This window comes from Streptomyces sp. NPDC050619 (assembly GCF_040654815.1).
Classification (GTDB): Bacteria; Actinomycetota; Actinomycetes; order Streptomycetales; family Streptomycetaceae; genus Streptomyces.
This window is the reverse complement of sequence record NZ_JBFAIR010000085.1, coordinates 1-16,138: the sequence shown is the minus strand read 5'-3', so window position 1 is coordinate 16,138 and position 16,138 is coordinate 1. Positions and strand designations below refer to the sequence as shown.

The window sequence follows — 16,138 nt, the reverse complement described above, 5'->3', positions numbered from 1 at the left end:
CGAAGGCCAGGAAGTCGACGGCGACATGCAGGCCGTACAGTTCCAGGCCCACGCGGTCGATGGCGTACGCCTCCACCGTGCGCTCGGTGCCGTGGCGACGTCGAGGGCAGCCCGACCGCAGGGGCAGCTCCATGACGGATACGGTGACGGATCCGCTTCCACCCCTTGATCTGTAACGTCGGGCGCGACCCGTGCACCAGCATCACTGATGTAGGCAATGACAGTGCCCGTCCGAGGTGACGGGGCCGGGCACGCCGCAGTGGTCGGTCTCGACGAGGATGCCGGCCTGCATCACGTGCCTGTAGCCGGCCGCCTTCGACGCTGAACGGCCTGCTCCAGTGTGGGTGCCTGGGTCACCCGTTTCCGGCCTCGGACCGGCACCTGGCGGCCCTTCCGACGATCCAATACCTCACCCTGTGTGACCTCCCGTTGCTGTCAACAGCTCATGGTGAATCGCGCCATTTGCTACGTCTGTTACTTCTGTCACCTCTGTTACCTCTGTGAGGAAGGCGATCCCTGCCATGCGACTCGTCCTGAACGAACCGGTCGAGAGGATGGACCGCCCTTACGCCCGGCGCTGGTGGGCGCTCCTGGTCCTCTGTCTGAGCCTGCTGATCATCGTGATGGCCAACACCGCCCTCACGGTCGCGGCCCCCGACATGGTGCGGGACCTGGATCTGTCCAGCGCCGACCTCCAGTGGGTCATCGACGCCTACACCGTCCCGTACGCGGCGCTGATGCTGGTGTTCGGCGCGATAGGCGACAAGTACAGCCGGCGCGGCGCCCTGCTCCTCGGGCTGTTCGTGTTCGGGGGAGGGGCGGTCGCAGGGTCGCTCGTCGACAGCTCCACCGGAGTCATCGCGGCGCGCGGGGTCATGGGCGTCGGCGCGGCCATGATCATGCCCGCGACCCTCTCCCTCCTCGCCGCCACCTTCCCGCGCGCCGAACGCGCCAGGGCCATCACCCTGTGGACCTCGACGGCGGGCCTGGCCATCGCGGCCGGTCCGATGGTCGCGGGCGCGCTGCTGGAGGACAACGGCTGGTCGTCGACGTTCCTGATCAACGTGCCGATCGCCGCGCTCGCCGCCGTCGCGGCCCTCGTCCTCATACCGCCGTCCAAGGCGGGACACCACGACCGGATCGACTACGTCGGCGGCCTGCTGTCCGTCGTCTGGATCGCGGCGCTCGTCTACATGATCATCGAGGGCCCGGCATTCGGCTGGGGAGTCAAGGCGGTCACCGCCGCGGTGGTCGCGGGCGTGGGCCTCGTGCTGTTCGTCGTCTGGGAGCTGCGCCACCCCCGCCCGGTCATCGACGTACGCCGCTTCACCGAGCGCCGGTTCGCGGGCTCCAACCTCGCCGTGGGCCTGTTCTTCCTGGCCGTCTTCGGCGCCTTCTACTACCTCACCCAGCACCTCCAGTTCGTCCTCGGCTACGACGCCCTGGACACCGGCCTGCGCCTTCTGCCCCTGGCCGGCGCCGTCTTCGTCGGCTCGGCCCTCACCGGCTACCTCACCCCGCGCGTCGGCATGAAGATCACGGTGACCGCGGGCATGGTCGGCGGCACGACCGCCCTCGCGCTGCTCACCCGGGTCGACGCGAGTTCGTCCTACGGCGACATCGTGGCCTCCCTCGTCATCCTGGGCCTGTCGACCGGGCTCGCCCTCTCGCCCTGCACGGACGCGATCATGGGCGCGTTCCCCGAGTCCGAACTGGGCATCGGCGGAGCGGTGAACGACACCTCGCTGGAACTCGGCGGCTCGCTCGGCATCGCCATCCTCGGCTCGCTGCTGTCGACGTCGTACTCGGACCACCTCGCGGACTCCACCGCCGGCGGCAAACTCTCCGCCGCCAACCTGGCCACGGCGCAGGACTCGGTCGGCGCCGGATACGCGGTCGCGCAGGGCATGGCCGACAAGGCGCGGCAGCTCGCCGAGCAGGCGACGGGCACGGGCAATGCCCAGCAGGCGGGCCAGCTGAAGGCGCAGGCCGAGCAACTCGCCCAGAGCGCCCGGCAGATGGCCGACGCGGTCGGCTCCTCCTTCTCCGACGCGGTCGCCCGTACCAGCCTGATCGCGGCGGTGGTCCTGGGCGTCGGCACGGTCCTCGTCGCGGTGCTGCTGCCGCGCGGGAAGACCGAGGCGGCGGACGTGAGCGAGGAGCGGGAGCCGGAGTTGGTCGGCGGACACTGATCCTCACCGAACTCTTAACCAGCCCCACTAGCGTGCGCCTGCCGTGCCGGAGCGACCGGCACGGCAGGCCGCATGCGGAGGCACACGGGGAATGAAGATCGACTGGGACCGGCGGACGTGTGCCCGACGCGGGCATGTGACGTACGCGCCGGACGAACTCCCGCTGCGCGAGCGGCTGCACACCGCGACGGCCCTCGGCGAGGCGTGGCGCTGCCTGCGCTGCGGCGACTTCGCCCTCGGCGCCCCGCACGGCTCGGGCCCGGCGGCACAGGCCCCGCTCGTCCCGCGCGGCAAGGTACTGCGCGACGTGTTCATCCTGCGCTTCCTGGCGATCGAGCGGGCCGTGCGCGGGGTGTTCATCGTGCTGGTCGCGGTGGCGGTGTGGAAGTTCAGCAACAGCCAGGACGCGGTGCGCCGCCTCTTCGACGAGTACCTGGACGTCTTCCGCCCCGTCTTCAAGCACTTCCACTACGACCTCGACCACTCACCGGTCGTCGGCACCATCCAGAAGACCTTCGGCTACGAGCACCGCACGCTGGTGCTGGTGGCGGGCCTGCTGCTGGCGTACGCGCTGATCGAACTCGTCGAGTCGGCCGGCCTCTGGTACGCCAAACGCTGGGCGGAGTACCTGACGGTCGTCGCCACCGCGGCCTTCCTCCCCCTGGAGATCTACGAACTCACCGAGCACATCAGCTGGTTGAAGATCGGCACCCTGGTCCTCAATGTCCTCGCGGTCGTCTACATCCTGCTGGCCAAGCACCTGTTCGGCCTGCGGGGCGGGCATCGCGCCTTCGAGGAGGAGCGGCAGGGGGCGTCACTGCTGGAGGTCGAGGAGTCCGCGCAGGTGGGCGTGCGGGTCTAGCCGCGATCGTTCATGAGTCCTCGTCGGTTTGCTGGCGGGGACTCTGCGTTTGTGTGGTGCGGTCTTTTTCGGGGCTGGGGCAGGCCGAGGTCCGGGCTCTCGTGGCTGATGACGGCGGTCCAGGGCCGTCGGGCGGACAGGCGGAGCCAGCGGCGGCCGGTATTCATGAGCTGGCGGCACAGTTTGGACCAGCGCATGGTGCGGCTGCGGCTCGCCCTCACTCGGGATCTTCCACGAACCCGTTCCGGTCCACGACCGCCGGGGACCGGCCTCGCGAGATCTGGACCCGGCTGATGACGAGTCGACCGTCTCGTCCCGGAAGAGCGGGACGGGTCTGGGAAGTCGGCGGGCGGGAGATCCGTGGAGAGGCTGACCGAGGTGTCGTCGTCGTTCGGCCTGTTGGGCTGGAACGGCCTCCGAGATCTGGGCGCGTACGGCCCTCCTCGCGGTGGTCACGTTCGCCACGGTCTACGTGCTGCGCCGGTTCGAGGGCCCCCGCTGGCGCTCCTGATCTTCCTCGGAGTCATCGTCGCCTCGGACCTCTTCCTGCGCCGCACGCCCTACGGCCGGCGGGTTCTCGCGCTGGGCGTCAACACCTCCCAGGTCACACGCAGCGAACAGCGGCGGCACGGAGCAGCCGCAGGGCAGCGGAACTGAACGTGTGAGACAGGGGGTGACCCTCCGCAGGGATGGCCGGCCCGGTGGCGCCGGCGAGGCCGACCCCGGACTCCGGGTCGACTTCGCCGGCCGGTCTGCGACCCACCGCCACTCAATGCGTGGACTTGCCCAGATGGGTCTCGTACCAACGGGCTGCGGCGTCGGTGACAAGATCCCGGGAAAGGTGAGGCCAGTACCCCCCATAGTGTCCACCGGAGATCATCACGAGCTCCTTGGGCTCAAGCGCCGCCTCATAGGCCTCCAGAGCGAGCGAAGGCGGATTGGTCTGGTCGTCGCCGGCGACGACCATCATCAGAGGCGTCGGGCTGATGTGACGCATAAACGGACGCACGTCATAGGCCAGCACCCATGAAGTCGATCGGATGGTTATGCTGTTGGTCCATCCAACGCCGGTGCCTTCGTAACTACCCGCAAGGTACTCGTAGTCCGCCGCGTCCTCGAAGACGACGGGTTGGTCAGCCGGAACGTCCGGCATCCGCACCAGCGCGATACGGCCAGGCTCCCCACCCTTGAGCCTTCCTTGCCTGTCCATGTTCAGGTTGTAGTTGAGCGCGGCGATCGCGCCTTGGCCGGCTCCCAGTACGGACTGTTCGTGACCAGAGATGAAGGGCACCTGGCAGACGACAGCTTTCACCCGGCGGTCCATGGCGGCCACGACGAGCGCGTTTCCCCCGCTGAAGCTGATGCCCCACAGGCCGATGCGGTCGCTGTCGAGCGCTGGATGCTGCTCCACGAAGGACAGGGCCATCTGCATGTCCCGGTGCTGTGCGACAGGATCGATGTCCTGGCGCGGCTCCCCGTCGCTGCTACCGCACGTCCGATGGTCGTACGCCAGGACTCCGAACCCCCGAGCGACGAAGGCGTCAGCGATAGTTTCGAGGCGGCTGATCACCGAAGAGAATCCAGCGGTCATCACGATGGTGGGATGCGGACCCTCGGAGTCCGGAGTCATCACCCAGCCACGCAACATGACCCCGTTATCGGCGCGAAACTCGATGTCTTCCTTCACCGACGTGGCCGCAGCCACATCCTGATCCTTCAGACCCATTTCTCCGTACCTCTCATATTGCGACCGATAATCCAATCGGCGGCAGTGTCAAGTTGTCCGCTGATCATGATTGACGCTACGGATTCAGGGTCCGAAGCGGATCCGTCACCGAATCGGTCATGGGGGTGCGCCAGAGGTCGTGGGCCGCGAGGAGCCGGTCCATGTCGAGGCGGACGCCCAGCCCCGGGCCGTCCGGGACGGCGATCTCGCCACCGGCGATGCGTGGTGGGGCGGTGGTGAGCCGTTCCAGCCCTTCCTGCCAGATCCAGTGGGTGTCCAGGGCGTTGTACTCGCCCGGGGCCGCCGCGCCGCAGTGGGTCACCATGGCCAGGGAAACGTCTCGCTGGGCGTGCACGACGACCAGCGGGCGGGGGAGTTCTGGCGTCAGGCGCTGGGGTACGTGCGACGGCCGCAGCGGTTCGAGGGCGACGACTGGATCGTCCTGGAGCCCCGGCCGGGCGAACCCGGTGTCGCCATCGCCATGGACATCAGCGAGAGCCCCGCGCGGGAGTTTCCCCGCGTCCACTTCGATCTGGACGCCGGCGAGCGCGATCTCGGGAAGGCAACCGGTTCTGCGTGGAGGGGCGTCGCGGGGCGTAGGCGCCCGTCGTCCACTGCGTTGTAGTGCCCTTGCCTTGACGTAGGCGTCAAGCCTTACGTTCGTACCCATGCGAATCGGCGAGCTGGCCGCGCGGGCCAACACCACGACCCGGACGCTGCGGTACTACGAGTCGCGGGGGCTGCTGCCCGCGCGGCGGGGCGGCAACGGATACCGGACGTACGACGAGAACGACCTGAGGTTGCTGCGGCAGATCAGGACGTTGCAGGACTTCGGGTTCGAGCTGGAGGAGACGCGGCCGTTCGTGGAGTGTCTGCGGGCCGGGCACCCCGAGGGCGACTCCTGTCCCGCCTCGCTCGCGGTCTACCGGCGCAAGCTGGCGGATCTGGACGCGCTGATCGGCGAGTTGCAGGACGTGCGGGCGCGGGTCGGGGCGCAGTTGGCGAAGGCCGAGCGGGCGCGGGACGAACTGGCGGCCGACGCGGAGGTTCCGGGGGGTCCGGAACCGGTGTGCGAACTGGGAAGGAACCTCAAGTGATCAAGGCAGCGGGTGTGGCCGAGGTGACGGACGCGGATTTCGAGGCCGAGGTGATCGGCTCGGAACTGCCGGTACTGGTGGAGTTCACCGCCGACTGGTGTCCGCCGTGCCGGCAGATGGGACCGGTGCTCAGGGACCTCGCCGCCGAGGAGGGCGAGCGGCTCAAGGTGGTCCAGCTGGACGTGGACACCAATCCGGAGACGACGAACGCGTACAAGGTGCTGTCGATGCCGACGTTCATGGTGTTCCGCGGCGGTGAGCCGCTGAAGTCGATGGTGGGGGCGCGGCCGAAGCGGCGGCTCCTGGCGGAGCTGGACGACGTCCTCTGAAGTTCCTCCGCATGTCCCCCGCACGCAGAAATCCCCCGAGCGATTGCGCTCGGGGGATTTCTTTGCGTATATTCAATGGTTCACGACTTCAAGGGGATTAAGTCGCGAAGAGGCTTAATGAGCACAGTATATCCGCTCGGGAGTGGAATTGTCAAACACCGGTTTTTCCCACAGTGAAGACATTGAATTGCGGCGTGAGCAGGAATTCATCGACACGCTGTACGTCCGCGTGGACGCGCTGCGCGGCGACACCGAGGGCTCCGTCACCGACGCGCTCGCCCAGGGCAACACTCCCATGCAGGCCCGGCTCGAGCGGGACATCCTGGTCGCCGAGCGTTCGGGACTGCTGGCCGCCCTGAACGCGGTGGACGGCTCGCTCTGCTTCGGCCGGATCGACCTCACCTCGGGCGTCAGCCACCACATCGGCCGCATCGGCCTGCGCGCCGACGACCTCGACCGCACGCCGATCCTGATCGACTGGCGGGCCGACGTCGCCCGCCCCTTCTACCTGGCCACCGGTCACACCCCGATGGGCCTCGTCCGGCGCCGGCACATCACCACCGACGGCCGCCGGGTGACCGCCCTGCACGACGAGATCCTCGACCTGGGCGACGCCACCCGCACCGGCCACGAGGACCCGAGCGGCGACGCCGTACTGCTCGCCGCGCTCAACTCCGCGCGCACCGGCCGTATGAGCGACATCGTGCAGACCATCCAGGCCGAGCAGGACGAGATCATCCGCGCCCCGCACAAGGGCGTCCTGGTGGTCGAGGGCGGCCCGGGCACCGGCAAGACGGCCGTCGCCCTGCACCGCGCCGCGTATCTCCTCTACGAACACCGGGAGTTGCTCGCCAAGCGGGCCGTCCTCATCGTCGGCCCCAACCCCGCCTTCCTCGGCTACATCGGCGAGGTGCTGCCCTCGCTGGGCGAGACGGGCGTACTCCTGGCCTCGGTCGGCGAACTGTTTCCCGGCGTGCAGGCGACGGCGACCGACACCCCCGAGGCGGCCGCCGTGAAGGGCCGCGCCGGCATGGCGGACGTGCTCGCCGAGGCCGTACGGGACCGTCAGTCGCTGCCCGACCCGGTGATCACCATCGAGCACGACCGGGAGATCCTGATGCTCGACGACGGTCTGGTCAGCGTCGCGCGCGAGCGCACCCGCGCCGCGAAGCTTCAGCACAACGCGGCGCGCGAGCACTTCGAGGGGCACATCCTCAACACGCTGACCGACCTCGTCGCCGAGCGGATCGGCACGGACCCCTACGACGGAACGAACCTCCTCGACCCGAGCGACATCACCCAGATCCGCGACGAACTCGCCGAGAACCCCCAAGTCTGGTCCGCCATCCACCAGTTGTGGCCACGACTGACCCCGCAGCGCCTGGTCGCGGAATTCCTGGCGGCACCCGAGGGCTACCTGAGCGCCGAGGACGCGTCCGCCGTCCGCCGCCCGGTGACGCGGGCGTGGACCGTGGCGGACGTACCGCTGCTCGACGAGGCGGCCGAACTCCTCGGCGAGGACGACCGGGTGGCGCGGGCGCGCGCGGAGCAGGAGCGGGAGGAGCAGGTGGCGTACGCGCAGGGCGTCCTCGACGTCTCGTACGCCTCCCGCACCTACGAGTTCGAGGACAAGGACGAGGAGGACTCGGAGGTCCTGTCCGCGCACGACATCATCGACGCCGAGCGGTTCGCCGAACGCCACGAGGAGGACGACCACCGCAGCGCAGCCGAGCGCGCGGCGGCCGACCGCACCTGGGCGTTCGGGCACATCATCGTCGACGAGGCGCAGGAACTGTCGCCGATGGCCTGGCGGCTGCTCATGCGGCGCGTCCCGACCCGCTCGATGACCCTGGTCGGCGACCCGGCGCAGACCGCGGAGGCGGCGGGCGTCGGCTCGTGGGCCGGGATCCTCGGTCCGTACGTCGAGGACCGCTGGGAGCACACCCGGCTCAAGGTCAACTACCGCACCCCGTCCGAGATCATGGACGTCGCGGCGGCCGTGGTGCGCGCCGAGCACCCCGGCTTCGAACCGCCGAGCTCGGTGCGGTCGACCGGCGTACGGCCGTGGGCGCACGCGACCGACGACCTGCCGGGAGCGGTGGCGAAAGCGGTGGAGGAACTGACCCCGGCCGAGGGACGGCTGGCGGTCATCGCCCCGCGCGACCTGCACCGCCGGCTGGCCGCGCGGCTGGACGGCGTGACGGCGGGCGCGGAGCCCGACCTGACCCGGACGGTCGTCCTGCTCGACCCCCGCCAGTCCAAGGGCCTGGAGTTCGACTCGGTGCTGGTGGTCGAGCCCGGCCGGTACGGCACGAGCGACCTGTACGTGGCGCTGACCCGCGCGACGCAGCGGCTCGGCGTGCTGTACACCGGGGAACTGCCGAAGGCGCTGGCCGAGGCGTTCGGGTAGAAGCTGGGCTCTCCGGGCAACGGGCTCTCCGGCACATGGTTTCGTATAGGAGCCGTAACAGTTCGTGACGTAGTGACTATGTGCGCACGTCCGTGCGGTAAGCGTGGTCGTTATGGAAGCCCAGCCACGCCCGACCGCACCGGCCGACAGCCCCTCGCTCGGATCGCTGCCCGTCGAACCCCTGCTCACGTCCGAGTTCGACGCCGACCCGGGCGCGGTGTACGAGCGGCTGCGGCGCAGGTACGGTCCCGTCGCGCCGGTCGGCCTGATGGGCGTACCGGTGTGGCTGGTGCTCGGCTACACCGAGGTCACGGAGGTGCTCAGGAACGAGAGCCAGTGGCGGCGGGACATCCGCTACTGGCGGGCCCGGGCCGAGGGCCGGCTGCCGGGGGACTGGCCGCTGCTCGCCGGTTACGAGGTGCGGCAGACGATGTTCATGGACGACGAGGAGCACCGGGCGGCCCGCCGCACCCACCACTCGGCGCTCAGCCCCTTCCAGGACGCGCGCACCCCGCAGGGCTGGGAGCTGCGGGCGGCGATCGCCCGCTACACGGACGAGTTGGTGGGGCTGCTGGCGGCGGAGTCCGGTTCGTCGGGCTTCGCGGACCTCGGCGCGCAGTACACGCGGCCGCTGCTGCTGATGGTCACCACGCAGCTGTTCGGCTACCCGGTCGAACTCGGCGACGAACTGGTCATGGACCTGTGGCGGATGCTGGACGGCGGCCCGGACGCGGGCCCCGCCACCGGCAGGGCGCTGGCCGCGTTCACCCGGCTGGCCGCCCACCGCAGGGCACTCCCCGGCGACGACCTCACCTCGTACATGCTGCTCGCCGACCCGGAGCTGAGCGACGAACAGCTCGGTCGGGAGCTGTTCATGAACGCCGTCTATCTGAACGACATCACCGGCAACATGGTCCTCAACACCCTGCTGGAGGTGCTGCGCGGCAACGCCACCGTCCGGCGCAGCCTGTCCGCCGGGCAACTCGGCGAGACGGTCAACCGGGCCGCGCTCGCCAACCCGCCGGTCGCCAACATGTGCTTCCGCTTCGCCGCGCGGGATGTCCGGCTGGGCGAGTTCTGGGTGCGGGCGGGTGACGTCGTCTCGCCGTCGGCGGCGGCCGCCCACCGGGATCTGCTGGCGATCGGCCGCTCGCATCTGGTCGACTCGGCGGTCAGTACGCGGGCCCATCTGGGGTGGGGGGCCGGGCAGCACCAGTGCCCCAGCGCCGCCCGCGAGCTGGGGAACCTGATCGTGACCAGCGCGGTGGGGCGCGTCTTCGAGCACTTCACCAAGGTCGAACTCACCCTGCCGCACGATCAGTTGCCGTGGCGGTCGGGGCCGGTGGTGCGGGGGCTGCGGTTGCTGCCGGTGCGGTACGAGCTGGCGCCGGGGGCGTCGGCGATGGCCCGGCCGACGGATCCCGCGCAGGTTGCGGGCGGCGCCGAAGGGCAGACCAAGGGGCTGCTGGCGGCGCTGCGGCGGTTGATGTTCGGGGGGCGCTGACCGGAGGGTGCGTATCGTCTCGCGGATGAGCGACACCAGCGGAATCGATAAAACCACCGATGTGCCACAACAGGTTCCGCTCCGGCGCAACAAGGGCTTCCGGATGCTGTGGATCGGTCAGCTGCTTTCCGATACCGGCACGCAGATCAGCGGGATCGCCTACCCGCTGCTCATTCTGGCCCTGACCCACTCGGTGGTGCTCGCGGGGGTGGTGGGTACGGTTCGGGCAATTACCCTGCTCTGCCTGCAACTGCCCGCCGGGGCACTGTCGGACCGGTTCGACCGGCGGCTGACGATGATCATCTGCGATATCGTGCGCGCCTCCCTGCTGACTCTGCTCGGCATCCTGATCGTGCTGGATCTCGCGTCCTGGCAGGTGGTCCTGGCCGTGAGCCTGATCGAAGGTGCCGCCGGCGCCATCTTCGACCCGTCCGCCGCCGCCGCGCTGCCGGGAATCGTTCCGGACGGGCAACTCGAGCAGGCGTGGGCCGCCACCGAAGCCCGGTCGTACGGTGCCGCCCTGGCCGGCCCGGCGCTCGGCGGGCTGCTGTTCGGGGTGGGCCGGGCCGTCCCGTTCCTGGCCGACGCCGTCTCCTACGCGGTCTCGTTCGCCACGGTGAGCCGGATCCGCGGGCGGTTCCGCCCGGAGAACGCGGCCGGGCGCAAGGCGTTGTGGCGCGAGGTGACCGATGGCCTGCGACTCGTGTGGCGGGTGCCGATTCTGCGCGCGGCGACGATCCAGACACCTCTGGTCAACTTCGCCTTCAGCGGCGTGCTCTTCAGCATCATCCTCGCGATGCAACAGCACGGCACCTCCACCGTGGTGATCGGCCTGGTGCAGGCAGCCATCGCGGCCGGCGGGCTGCTCGGCGCCGTGGTCGCACCCCGGCTGCAAGGGCGCGTGCGCCTGGCAACCCTGGTCGCCGCGATCACCATGGCCGGGGCCCTGCTCTTCGGCGCCGCGGCCTTGCTCATCCCGTCACCGCTGGTGGCGGTGCCGGTCGCCCTGGCGCTGCTGCTCGGGCCGGCCGCGAACGGCGCGCTCGTCGCCGCGGTGCTGCGCAGCGCGCCGGAGGAAATGCGCGGCCGAGTCATCAGTGCCGTGGTGATGGCGGCCACCGCGCTGGCGGCGCTGGCGCCACTGATCGCCGGCCTGATCGTCCAGCATGCGTCCGGCGCCTGGGCGGTAGGCGCCTTCGCCGCCACGACCGCCGCGGCAGCCGTGCTGTGCCTGATCCTGCCGGGTTTTCGGCACGCGGAGTCCCCGGCGGCCGCGACGGGCTGAGTGGCTCAGGTGCTCAGGTGCTCAGGTGGTTGGCGCGGGGCGTGATGACCGGGTCCGGCGGCGAGCGCCGGGCCCGGTCGCTGCCGGTGCCGAGTGGGCTTGTGTGGACTACGCCGGCCGCAGCCACACCGTAGCCAGCGGCGGCAAGGTCAAGCGGATGCTGGCCGGGCGGCCGTGCCAGGCTGTTGCCTCCGGCTTGACCGCGTCGGGGTTGGTGACGTCACCGCCGCCGTACCGCGCCGCGTCCGTGTTGAGGGCCTCGTACCAGGCGGGGACGTCGTCGGGCACGCCGAGGCGGTAGTCGTGGCGGACGACCGGCGCGAAGTTCGACACCGCCAGCAGCGGGGTGCCCTCCGCGTCGTACCTCAAGAACGCGAAGACGTTGTCCTCGGCCGCGTCGCCGACCACCCACTGGAAGCCGGCGGGGTCGGTGTCGCGTTGCCACAGGGCCGGGGTGTGGCGGTAGACGGTGTTGAGGTCGCGGACCAGGTCCCGCACGCCCCGGTGGTCGGCCTCCGCCCCGTACGCGGGGTCCAGCAGCCACCAGTCCGGCCCGTGCGCCTCCGACCACTCGGCGCCCTGCGCGAACTCCTGGCCCATGAAGAGGAGTTGCTTGCCGGGGTGGGACCACATGAAACCGAGATACGCCCGGTGGTTGGCGCGTTGCTGCCACCAGTCGCCCGGCATCTTCGACACCAGGGAGCGTTTGCCGTGCACGACCTCGTCGTGGGAGATCGGCAGCACGTAGTTCTCGCTGTACGCGTAGACCATCGAGAAGGTCATCTCACCGTGGTGGTACTTGCGGTGGACCGGCTCGTGGCTGACGTAGTCCAGCGAGTCGTGCATCCAGCCCATGTTCCACTTCAGGCCGAAACCGAGGCCGCCGAAGCCCCCGGGGCCCATGTGGTGTGTGGCGCGCGTGACGCCGTCCCAGGCCGTGGACTCCTCCGCGACGGTCACCACGCCCGGCACCCGCCGGTACACGGTCGCGTTCATCTCCTGGAGGAACGCCACCGCGTCCAGGTTCTCCCGGCCGCCGTGCTCGTTCGGCGTCCACTGGCCCGGCTCGCGCGAGTAGTCGAGGTAGAGCATCGAGGCGACGGCATCCACCCGCAGGCCGTCGATGTGGAACTCCTCGCACCAGTACACGGCGTTGGCCACAAGGAAGTTGCGCACCTCGCGGCGGCCGTAGTCGAACTCCAGAGTGCCCCAGTCGGGGTGCGCCGCCCGCAGCGGATCCTCGTGCTCGTACAGCGGACGTCCGTCGAACTCGGCCAACGCCCAGTCGTCGCGCGGGAAGTGCGCCGGCACCCAGTCCATCAGGACGCCGATCCCGGCCTGGTGCAGCGCGTCGACCAGGTACTTGAAGTCGTCGGGGGTCCCCAGGCGCGCCGTCGGCGCGTAGAACCCGGTGACCTGGTAGCCCCAGGAGCCGCCGAAGGGATGCTCGGCGACCGGCATCAGCTCGACGTGGGTGAAACCGAGGTCCTTGACGTAGGCGGGGAGCTGTTCGGCCAGCTGACGGTACGTCAGCCCGGGGCGCCAGGACGCCAGGTGGATCTCGTAGGCCGAGAAGGGCGCCTCGTGCGCGGGGGCGTCCGCGCGGCGCTCCAGCCACTCCTCGTCGTGCCACTCGTGGTGCGAGGCGTGCACGACGGAGGAGGTGGCCGGCGGGACCTCGGTACGGCGGGCGAGCGGGTCGGCGCGCTGCGTCTTCGAGCCGTCGGGACGGGTGATCTCGAACTTGTACAGCTCGCCCTCGCCGATGCCGGGCACGAACAGCTCCCAGACACCGGTGCCGCCGAGCGAGCGCATCGGATACGCCGTGCCGTCCCAGAAGTTGAACGTGCCGGTCACCCGCACGGCGCGCGCGTTCGGCGCCCACACCGTGAACCGGGTGCCGGTCACGCCCTGGTGGGTCATCGGCTCGGCGCCCAGCGCCCGCCACAGCTCCTCGTGCCGGCCCTCGCCGATCAGGTGCAGGTCGAGATCGCCCAGCGCGGGCAGGAAGCGGTACGCGTCCTCGACGTCCTGGACCGTCCCGTCGTACGCCACGAGGAGGCGGTACGCCGGGACGTCCCGCAGCGGCAGCAGTCCCGAGAAGAAGCCGTCCCCGTCGTCGTGCAGCTCGGCCCGCAGCTCCCCGGCGACGACCGTGACGGACAGGGCGTACGGCCTGAAGGCCCGGAAGGCGATGCCGCCGGGCACGGGGTGGGCGCCGAGGACGGAGTGGGGGGCGTGATGGGTGCCGGAGAGCAGGCGTTCGCGGTCACCGGCGTCCATCGCGGGGGACACGACCACCTCGACGGGTGCGGGTGCCTCCGGCGGAGGAGCGGGGTTCGGTGCGGTGACCTTCTTCGCGGTGACCTTCTTGGCAGTGGCCTTCTTGGCAGTGGCCTTCTTCGCGGTGACCTTCTTCGTGGCGGTCTTCTTCGCAGTGGTCTTCTTGGCAGCCGGGGCCGCTTTCTTGGCAGCGGCCTTCTTGGTCACCGCCTTCGCGGCAACGGCCTTCTTGGCGGGGGCCTTCTTGGGAGCGATCGCCTTCTCCGCGGCCTTCTTCACACTCTTCTCGGCACTCTTCCCGGCACTCTTCTTGGCTGTCTCAGCCGTCTTCTTCGGATCCGAACCGCTGGACGGGGGGCGGGGTGTCACGGGCTGCGCCTCCTCGGCGAAGATCAGGTCGGTCAGATCAGGTCTGATGCGGCGTACCGCTCGATCGTGGCCATCGGTACGGGCAGCCAGTCCGGGCGGTGCCGGGCCTCGTAGACGACCTCGTAGATCGCCTTGTCCGTCTCGTAAGCCCGCAGCAGTACGGGGTCGGTCCGCGGATCGACGCCGCTGACCTCCGCGTATCCCGAGCAGTACGCGGTCCGGCAGGCCTCGGCCCAGCCCGGCATCGGCGGGTCGGCCGTGTGCGCCGCGTAGTCGAAGGAGCGGAGCATCCCCGCGATGTCCCGGGCCGGCGGCTGCGGCATCCGCCGCTCGGCGAGGGGTTTCGACGGTTCGCCCTCGAAGTCGATCAGCGACCACTGACCGGTGGGCGAGCGCAGGCACTGGCCGAGGTGCAGATCGCCGTGGATGCGCTGCGCGGTCCAGGTATGGCCCTCGGCGGCCAGATCGGCCAGCGCCGTGAACGCGGAGTGCAGACCGGGCGCGTACGGCCGCAGCGCGGGCACCGCCTGCGTGGCCGCCTCCAGGCGTTCGATCATGCCGTCGACCAGCTGGTGCAGCTGGGCGTGGCCGAGCGTCACCGTGGGCAGCGCCCGGGCGAGCGCCGTGTGCACCTCGGCGGTGGCCCGCCCGAGCGACCGCGCCTCGGCGCCGAAGTCCTCGCCCTTGGCCAGCTCCCGCAGCGCCAGTTCCCAGCCGTCGGCCGCGCCCTGCACGAACGGCTGGAGCACGGCCAGGACATACGGCTCACCGGCCAGCTCCGCCCGCAGCCACCCCGCCGGCGCGGGCACCCGGGGGCAGCCCTCGCGGGCCAGCGCCAGCGGGAGCTCCAGGTCGGGGTTGGTGCCGGGGACGATCCTGCGCAGCAGCTTCAGGATGAACGTATCTCCATAGACGACCGACGAGTTGGACTGCTCGGAGGTGACCATGCGCGGAACCAGCCCGTCCCGGATCTCCTGGTGCGGGTCCCGTTCGAAGCGCAGGCCGCCGATGCGGGCCCCGGTGCGCAGGGCCTCCAGAAGCAGTTCGGCGGGCCGGGTGTCGTACAGGGCCTCGTACACCGTGTGTCCGGCGAGCGGGCCCTCCTCCAGATGTCCGATCAGCGCGGGCGCGAGCCGGGGCGGCAGCGCCTCGCGCACGCCTATGAGGAGCTGGTAGCAGTCGCCCGGGTAGCTGTCTCCCGGGTGCGGAGAGGTGCCCGGCGTGAGCGGCTGGTGGGCGCGGACCAGCAGGTGGTACAGGCCGAGTTTCGCGGTGGACGGCAGCAGCTCGGTGGCCGCCACCAGGGAGAACCCGGTGACCGGACGTCCCTTGCCCGCGAACCAGCGCTGTCGCGGCAGCCACTCCCGCAGCAGTGGATCCAGTGACGCAAGGAGGCCGGGGCTGCCGGGGCTGCCGGGATGTGTCGTGGCGGTGCGGGTGACGGCTTCCGACATGGCGTCGCGTCCTTTCCCCGGGTGGTCGGGGTGTTACTGATGCGTGCCCCGGGCGGGGCGGGGGAAACCGGCCCGCCCGGGGTTCTGCACGTCCTACATGGCGTTCTTGCGGAGGCGGAACCAGTAGAAGCCGTGGCCGCCGAGGGTCAGCAGATACGGCAGGTCACCGATGGCCGGGAAGCGGACCCCGCCGGACAGCTCGACCGGGTGCCGCCCGTTGAAAGCGCTGAGGTCCAGCTCGGTCGGCTGCGCGAACCGGGAGAAGTTGTTCACGCACAGGACGAGATCGTCCTCGTACTCCCGCAGGAACGCAATGACCGCGGGATTCGTGGACGGAAGTTCCCGGTAGGAGCCGAGCCCGAACGCCAGGTTCTGCTTGCGGATCTCGATCATGCGGCGGGTCCAGTGCAGCAGCGAGGAGGGCGACGACATCGACGCCTCGACGTTGGTGACCTGGTAGCCGTAGACCGGATCCATGATGGTCGGCAGGAACAGCCGGCCGGGGTCCGACGAGGAAAAACCTGCGTTGCGATCCGGTGTCCACTGCATGGGGGTGCGGACGGCGTCGCGGTCGCCGAGCCAGATGTTGTCGCCCATGCCGATCTCGTCGCCGTAGTAGAGGATCGG

At 70.2% G+C, this 16,138-nt stretch carries 13 protein-coding genes and 1 pseudogene; 9 read left to right on the top strand and 5 right to left on the bottom strand.

Annotation, left to right across the window (positions count from 1 at the left end; translation table 11 throughout):
• Positions 1–521: 521 nt before the first annotated feature.
• The 3 genes from AB0I77_RS52645 (at position 522) to AB0I77_RS52635 (ending at position 3,711) form a co-directional block, all read left to right on the top strand.
• Positions 522–2,192 carry an MFS transporter gene (locus AB0I77_RS52645; RefSeq protein WP_363290175.1) on the top strand — a complete coding sequence of 557 codons (1,671 nt, stop codon included), beginning with the start codon at positions 522–524 and terminating at the stop codon, positions 2,190–2,192.
• 91 nt (positions 2,193–2,283) lie between these two features.
• Complete coding sequence (locus tag AB0I77_RS52640; protein WP_363290174.1) at positions 2,284–3,054, top strand: DUF2127 domain-containing protein; 771 nt, start codon at positions 2,284–2,286, stop codon at positions 3,052–3,054.
• A 360-nt stretch (positions 3,055–3,414) separates the two neighbouring features.
• Positions 3,415–3,711 carry a hypothetical protein gene (locus AB0I77_RS52635; protein WP_363290173.1) on the top strand — a complete coding sequence of 99 codons (297 nt, stop codon included), beginning with the start codon at positions 3,415–3,417 and terminating at the stop codon, positions 3,709–3,711.
• 112 nt (positions 3,712–3,823) lie between these two features.
• On the opposite strand, the gene AB0I77_RS52630 is transcribed toward AB0I77_RS52635, so the two are convergent.
• Both AB0I77_RS52630 and AB0I77_RS52625 read right to left on the bottom strand, forming a co-directional pair.
• Positions 3,824–4,780: an alpha/beta hydrolase gene (locus AB0I77_RS52630; protein WP_363290172.1), complete on the bottom strand. Its 957-nt coding sequence runs from the start codon at positions 4,778–4,780 to the stop codon at positions 3,824–3,826.
• Positions 4,781–4,907: 127 nt separating this feature from the next.
• Positions 4,908–5,120, bottom strand: a pseudogene (locus AB0I77_RS52625) (enolase C-terminal domain-like protein); the annotation flags it as partial.
• A 9-nt stretch (positions 5,121–5,129) separates the two neighbouring features.
• Here AB0I77_RS52625 and AB0I77_RS52620 point away from each other — a divergent pair.
• The 6 genes from AB0I77_RS52620 (at position 5,130) to AB0I77_RS52595 (ending at position 11,405) form a co-directional block, all read left to right on the top strand.
• Positions 5,130–5,405 (top strand): VOC family protein, encoded by a 276-nt coding sequence (locus AB0I77_RS52620; RefSeq protein WP_363290171.1) that lies wholly within the window; start codon positions 5,130–5,132, stop codon positions 5,403–5,405.
• Positions 5,406–5,448: 43 nt separating this feature from the next.
• A complete protein-coding gene (locus AB0I77_RS52615) occupies positions 5,449–5,877 on the top strand; it encodes a MerR family transcriptional regulator (protein WP_363290170.1) in 429 nt (142 codons plus the stop codon).
• Entirely contained in the window at positions 5,874–6,206 is a 333-nt protein-coding gene (locus AB0I77_RS52610; RefSeq protein WP_363290169.1) for a thioredoxin domain-containing protein, read from the top strand. Before AB0I77_RS52615 ends, AB0I77_RS52610 begins: the two co-directional genes overlap by 4 nt.
• 187 nt (positions 6,207–6,393) lie before the next feature.
• Positions 6,394–8,616: a UvrD-helicase domain-containing protein gene (locus AB0I77_RS52605; protein ID WP_363290168.1), complete on the top strand. Its 2,223-nt coding sequence runs from the start codon at positions 6,394–6,396 to the stop codon at positions 8,614–8,616.
• Between the two features lie 112 nt (positions 8,617–8,728).
• A complete protein-coding gene (locus AB0I77_RS52600; protein ID WP_363290167.1) occupies positions 8,729–10,120 on the top strand; it encodes a cytochrome in 1,392 nt (463 codons plus the stop codon).
• A 25-nt stretch (positions 10,121–10,145) separates the two neighbouring features.
• The gene (locus tag AB0I77_RS52595; RefSeq protein WP_363290166.1) at positions 10,146–11,405 is read left to right on the top strand and encodes an MFS transporter; all 1,260 of its coding nucleotides are present in this window, start codon (positions 10,146–10,148) and stop codon (positions 11,403–11,405) included.
• Positions 11,406–11,513: 108 nt separating this feature from the next.
• Here AB0I77_RS52595 and glgB read toward each other — a convergent pair whose 3' ends face one another.
• From glgB to AB0I77_RS52580, 3 genes are all read right to left on the bottom strand, one after another.
• Positions 11,514–14,057 carry a 1,4-alpha-glucan branching enzyme gene (glgB, locus tag AB0I77_RS52590; RefSeq protein WP_363290165.1) on the bottom strand — a complete coding sequence of 848 codons (2,544 nt, stop codon included), beginning with the start codon at positions 14,055–14,057 and terminating at the stop codon, positions 11,514–11,516.
• Positions 14,058–14,089: 32 nt separating this feature from the next.
• On the bottom strand, positions 14,090–15,511 hold the full coding sequence (locus AB0I77_RS52585; RefSeq protein WP_363290164.1) for a maltokinase: 1,422 nt from the start codon (positions 15,509–15,511) through the stop codon (positions 14,090–14,092).
• 93 nt (positions 15,512–15,604) lie between these two features.
• Positions 15,605–16,138, bottom strand: a 534-nt coding sequence (locus tag AB0I77_RS52580; protein ID WP_363290163.1) for an alpha-glucosidase C-terminal domain-containing protein, incomplete at its 5' end; no start/stop codon positions are given.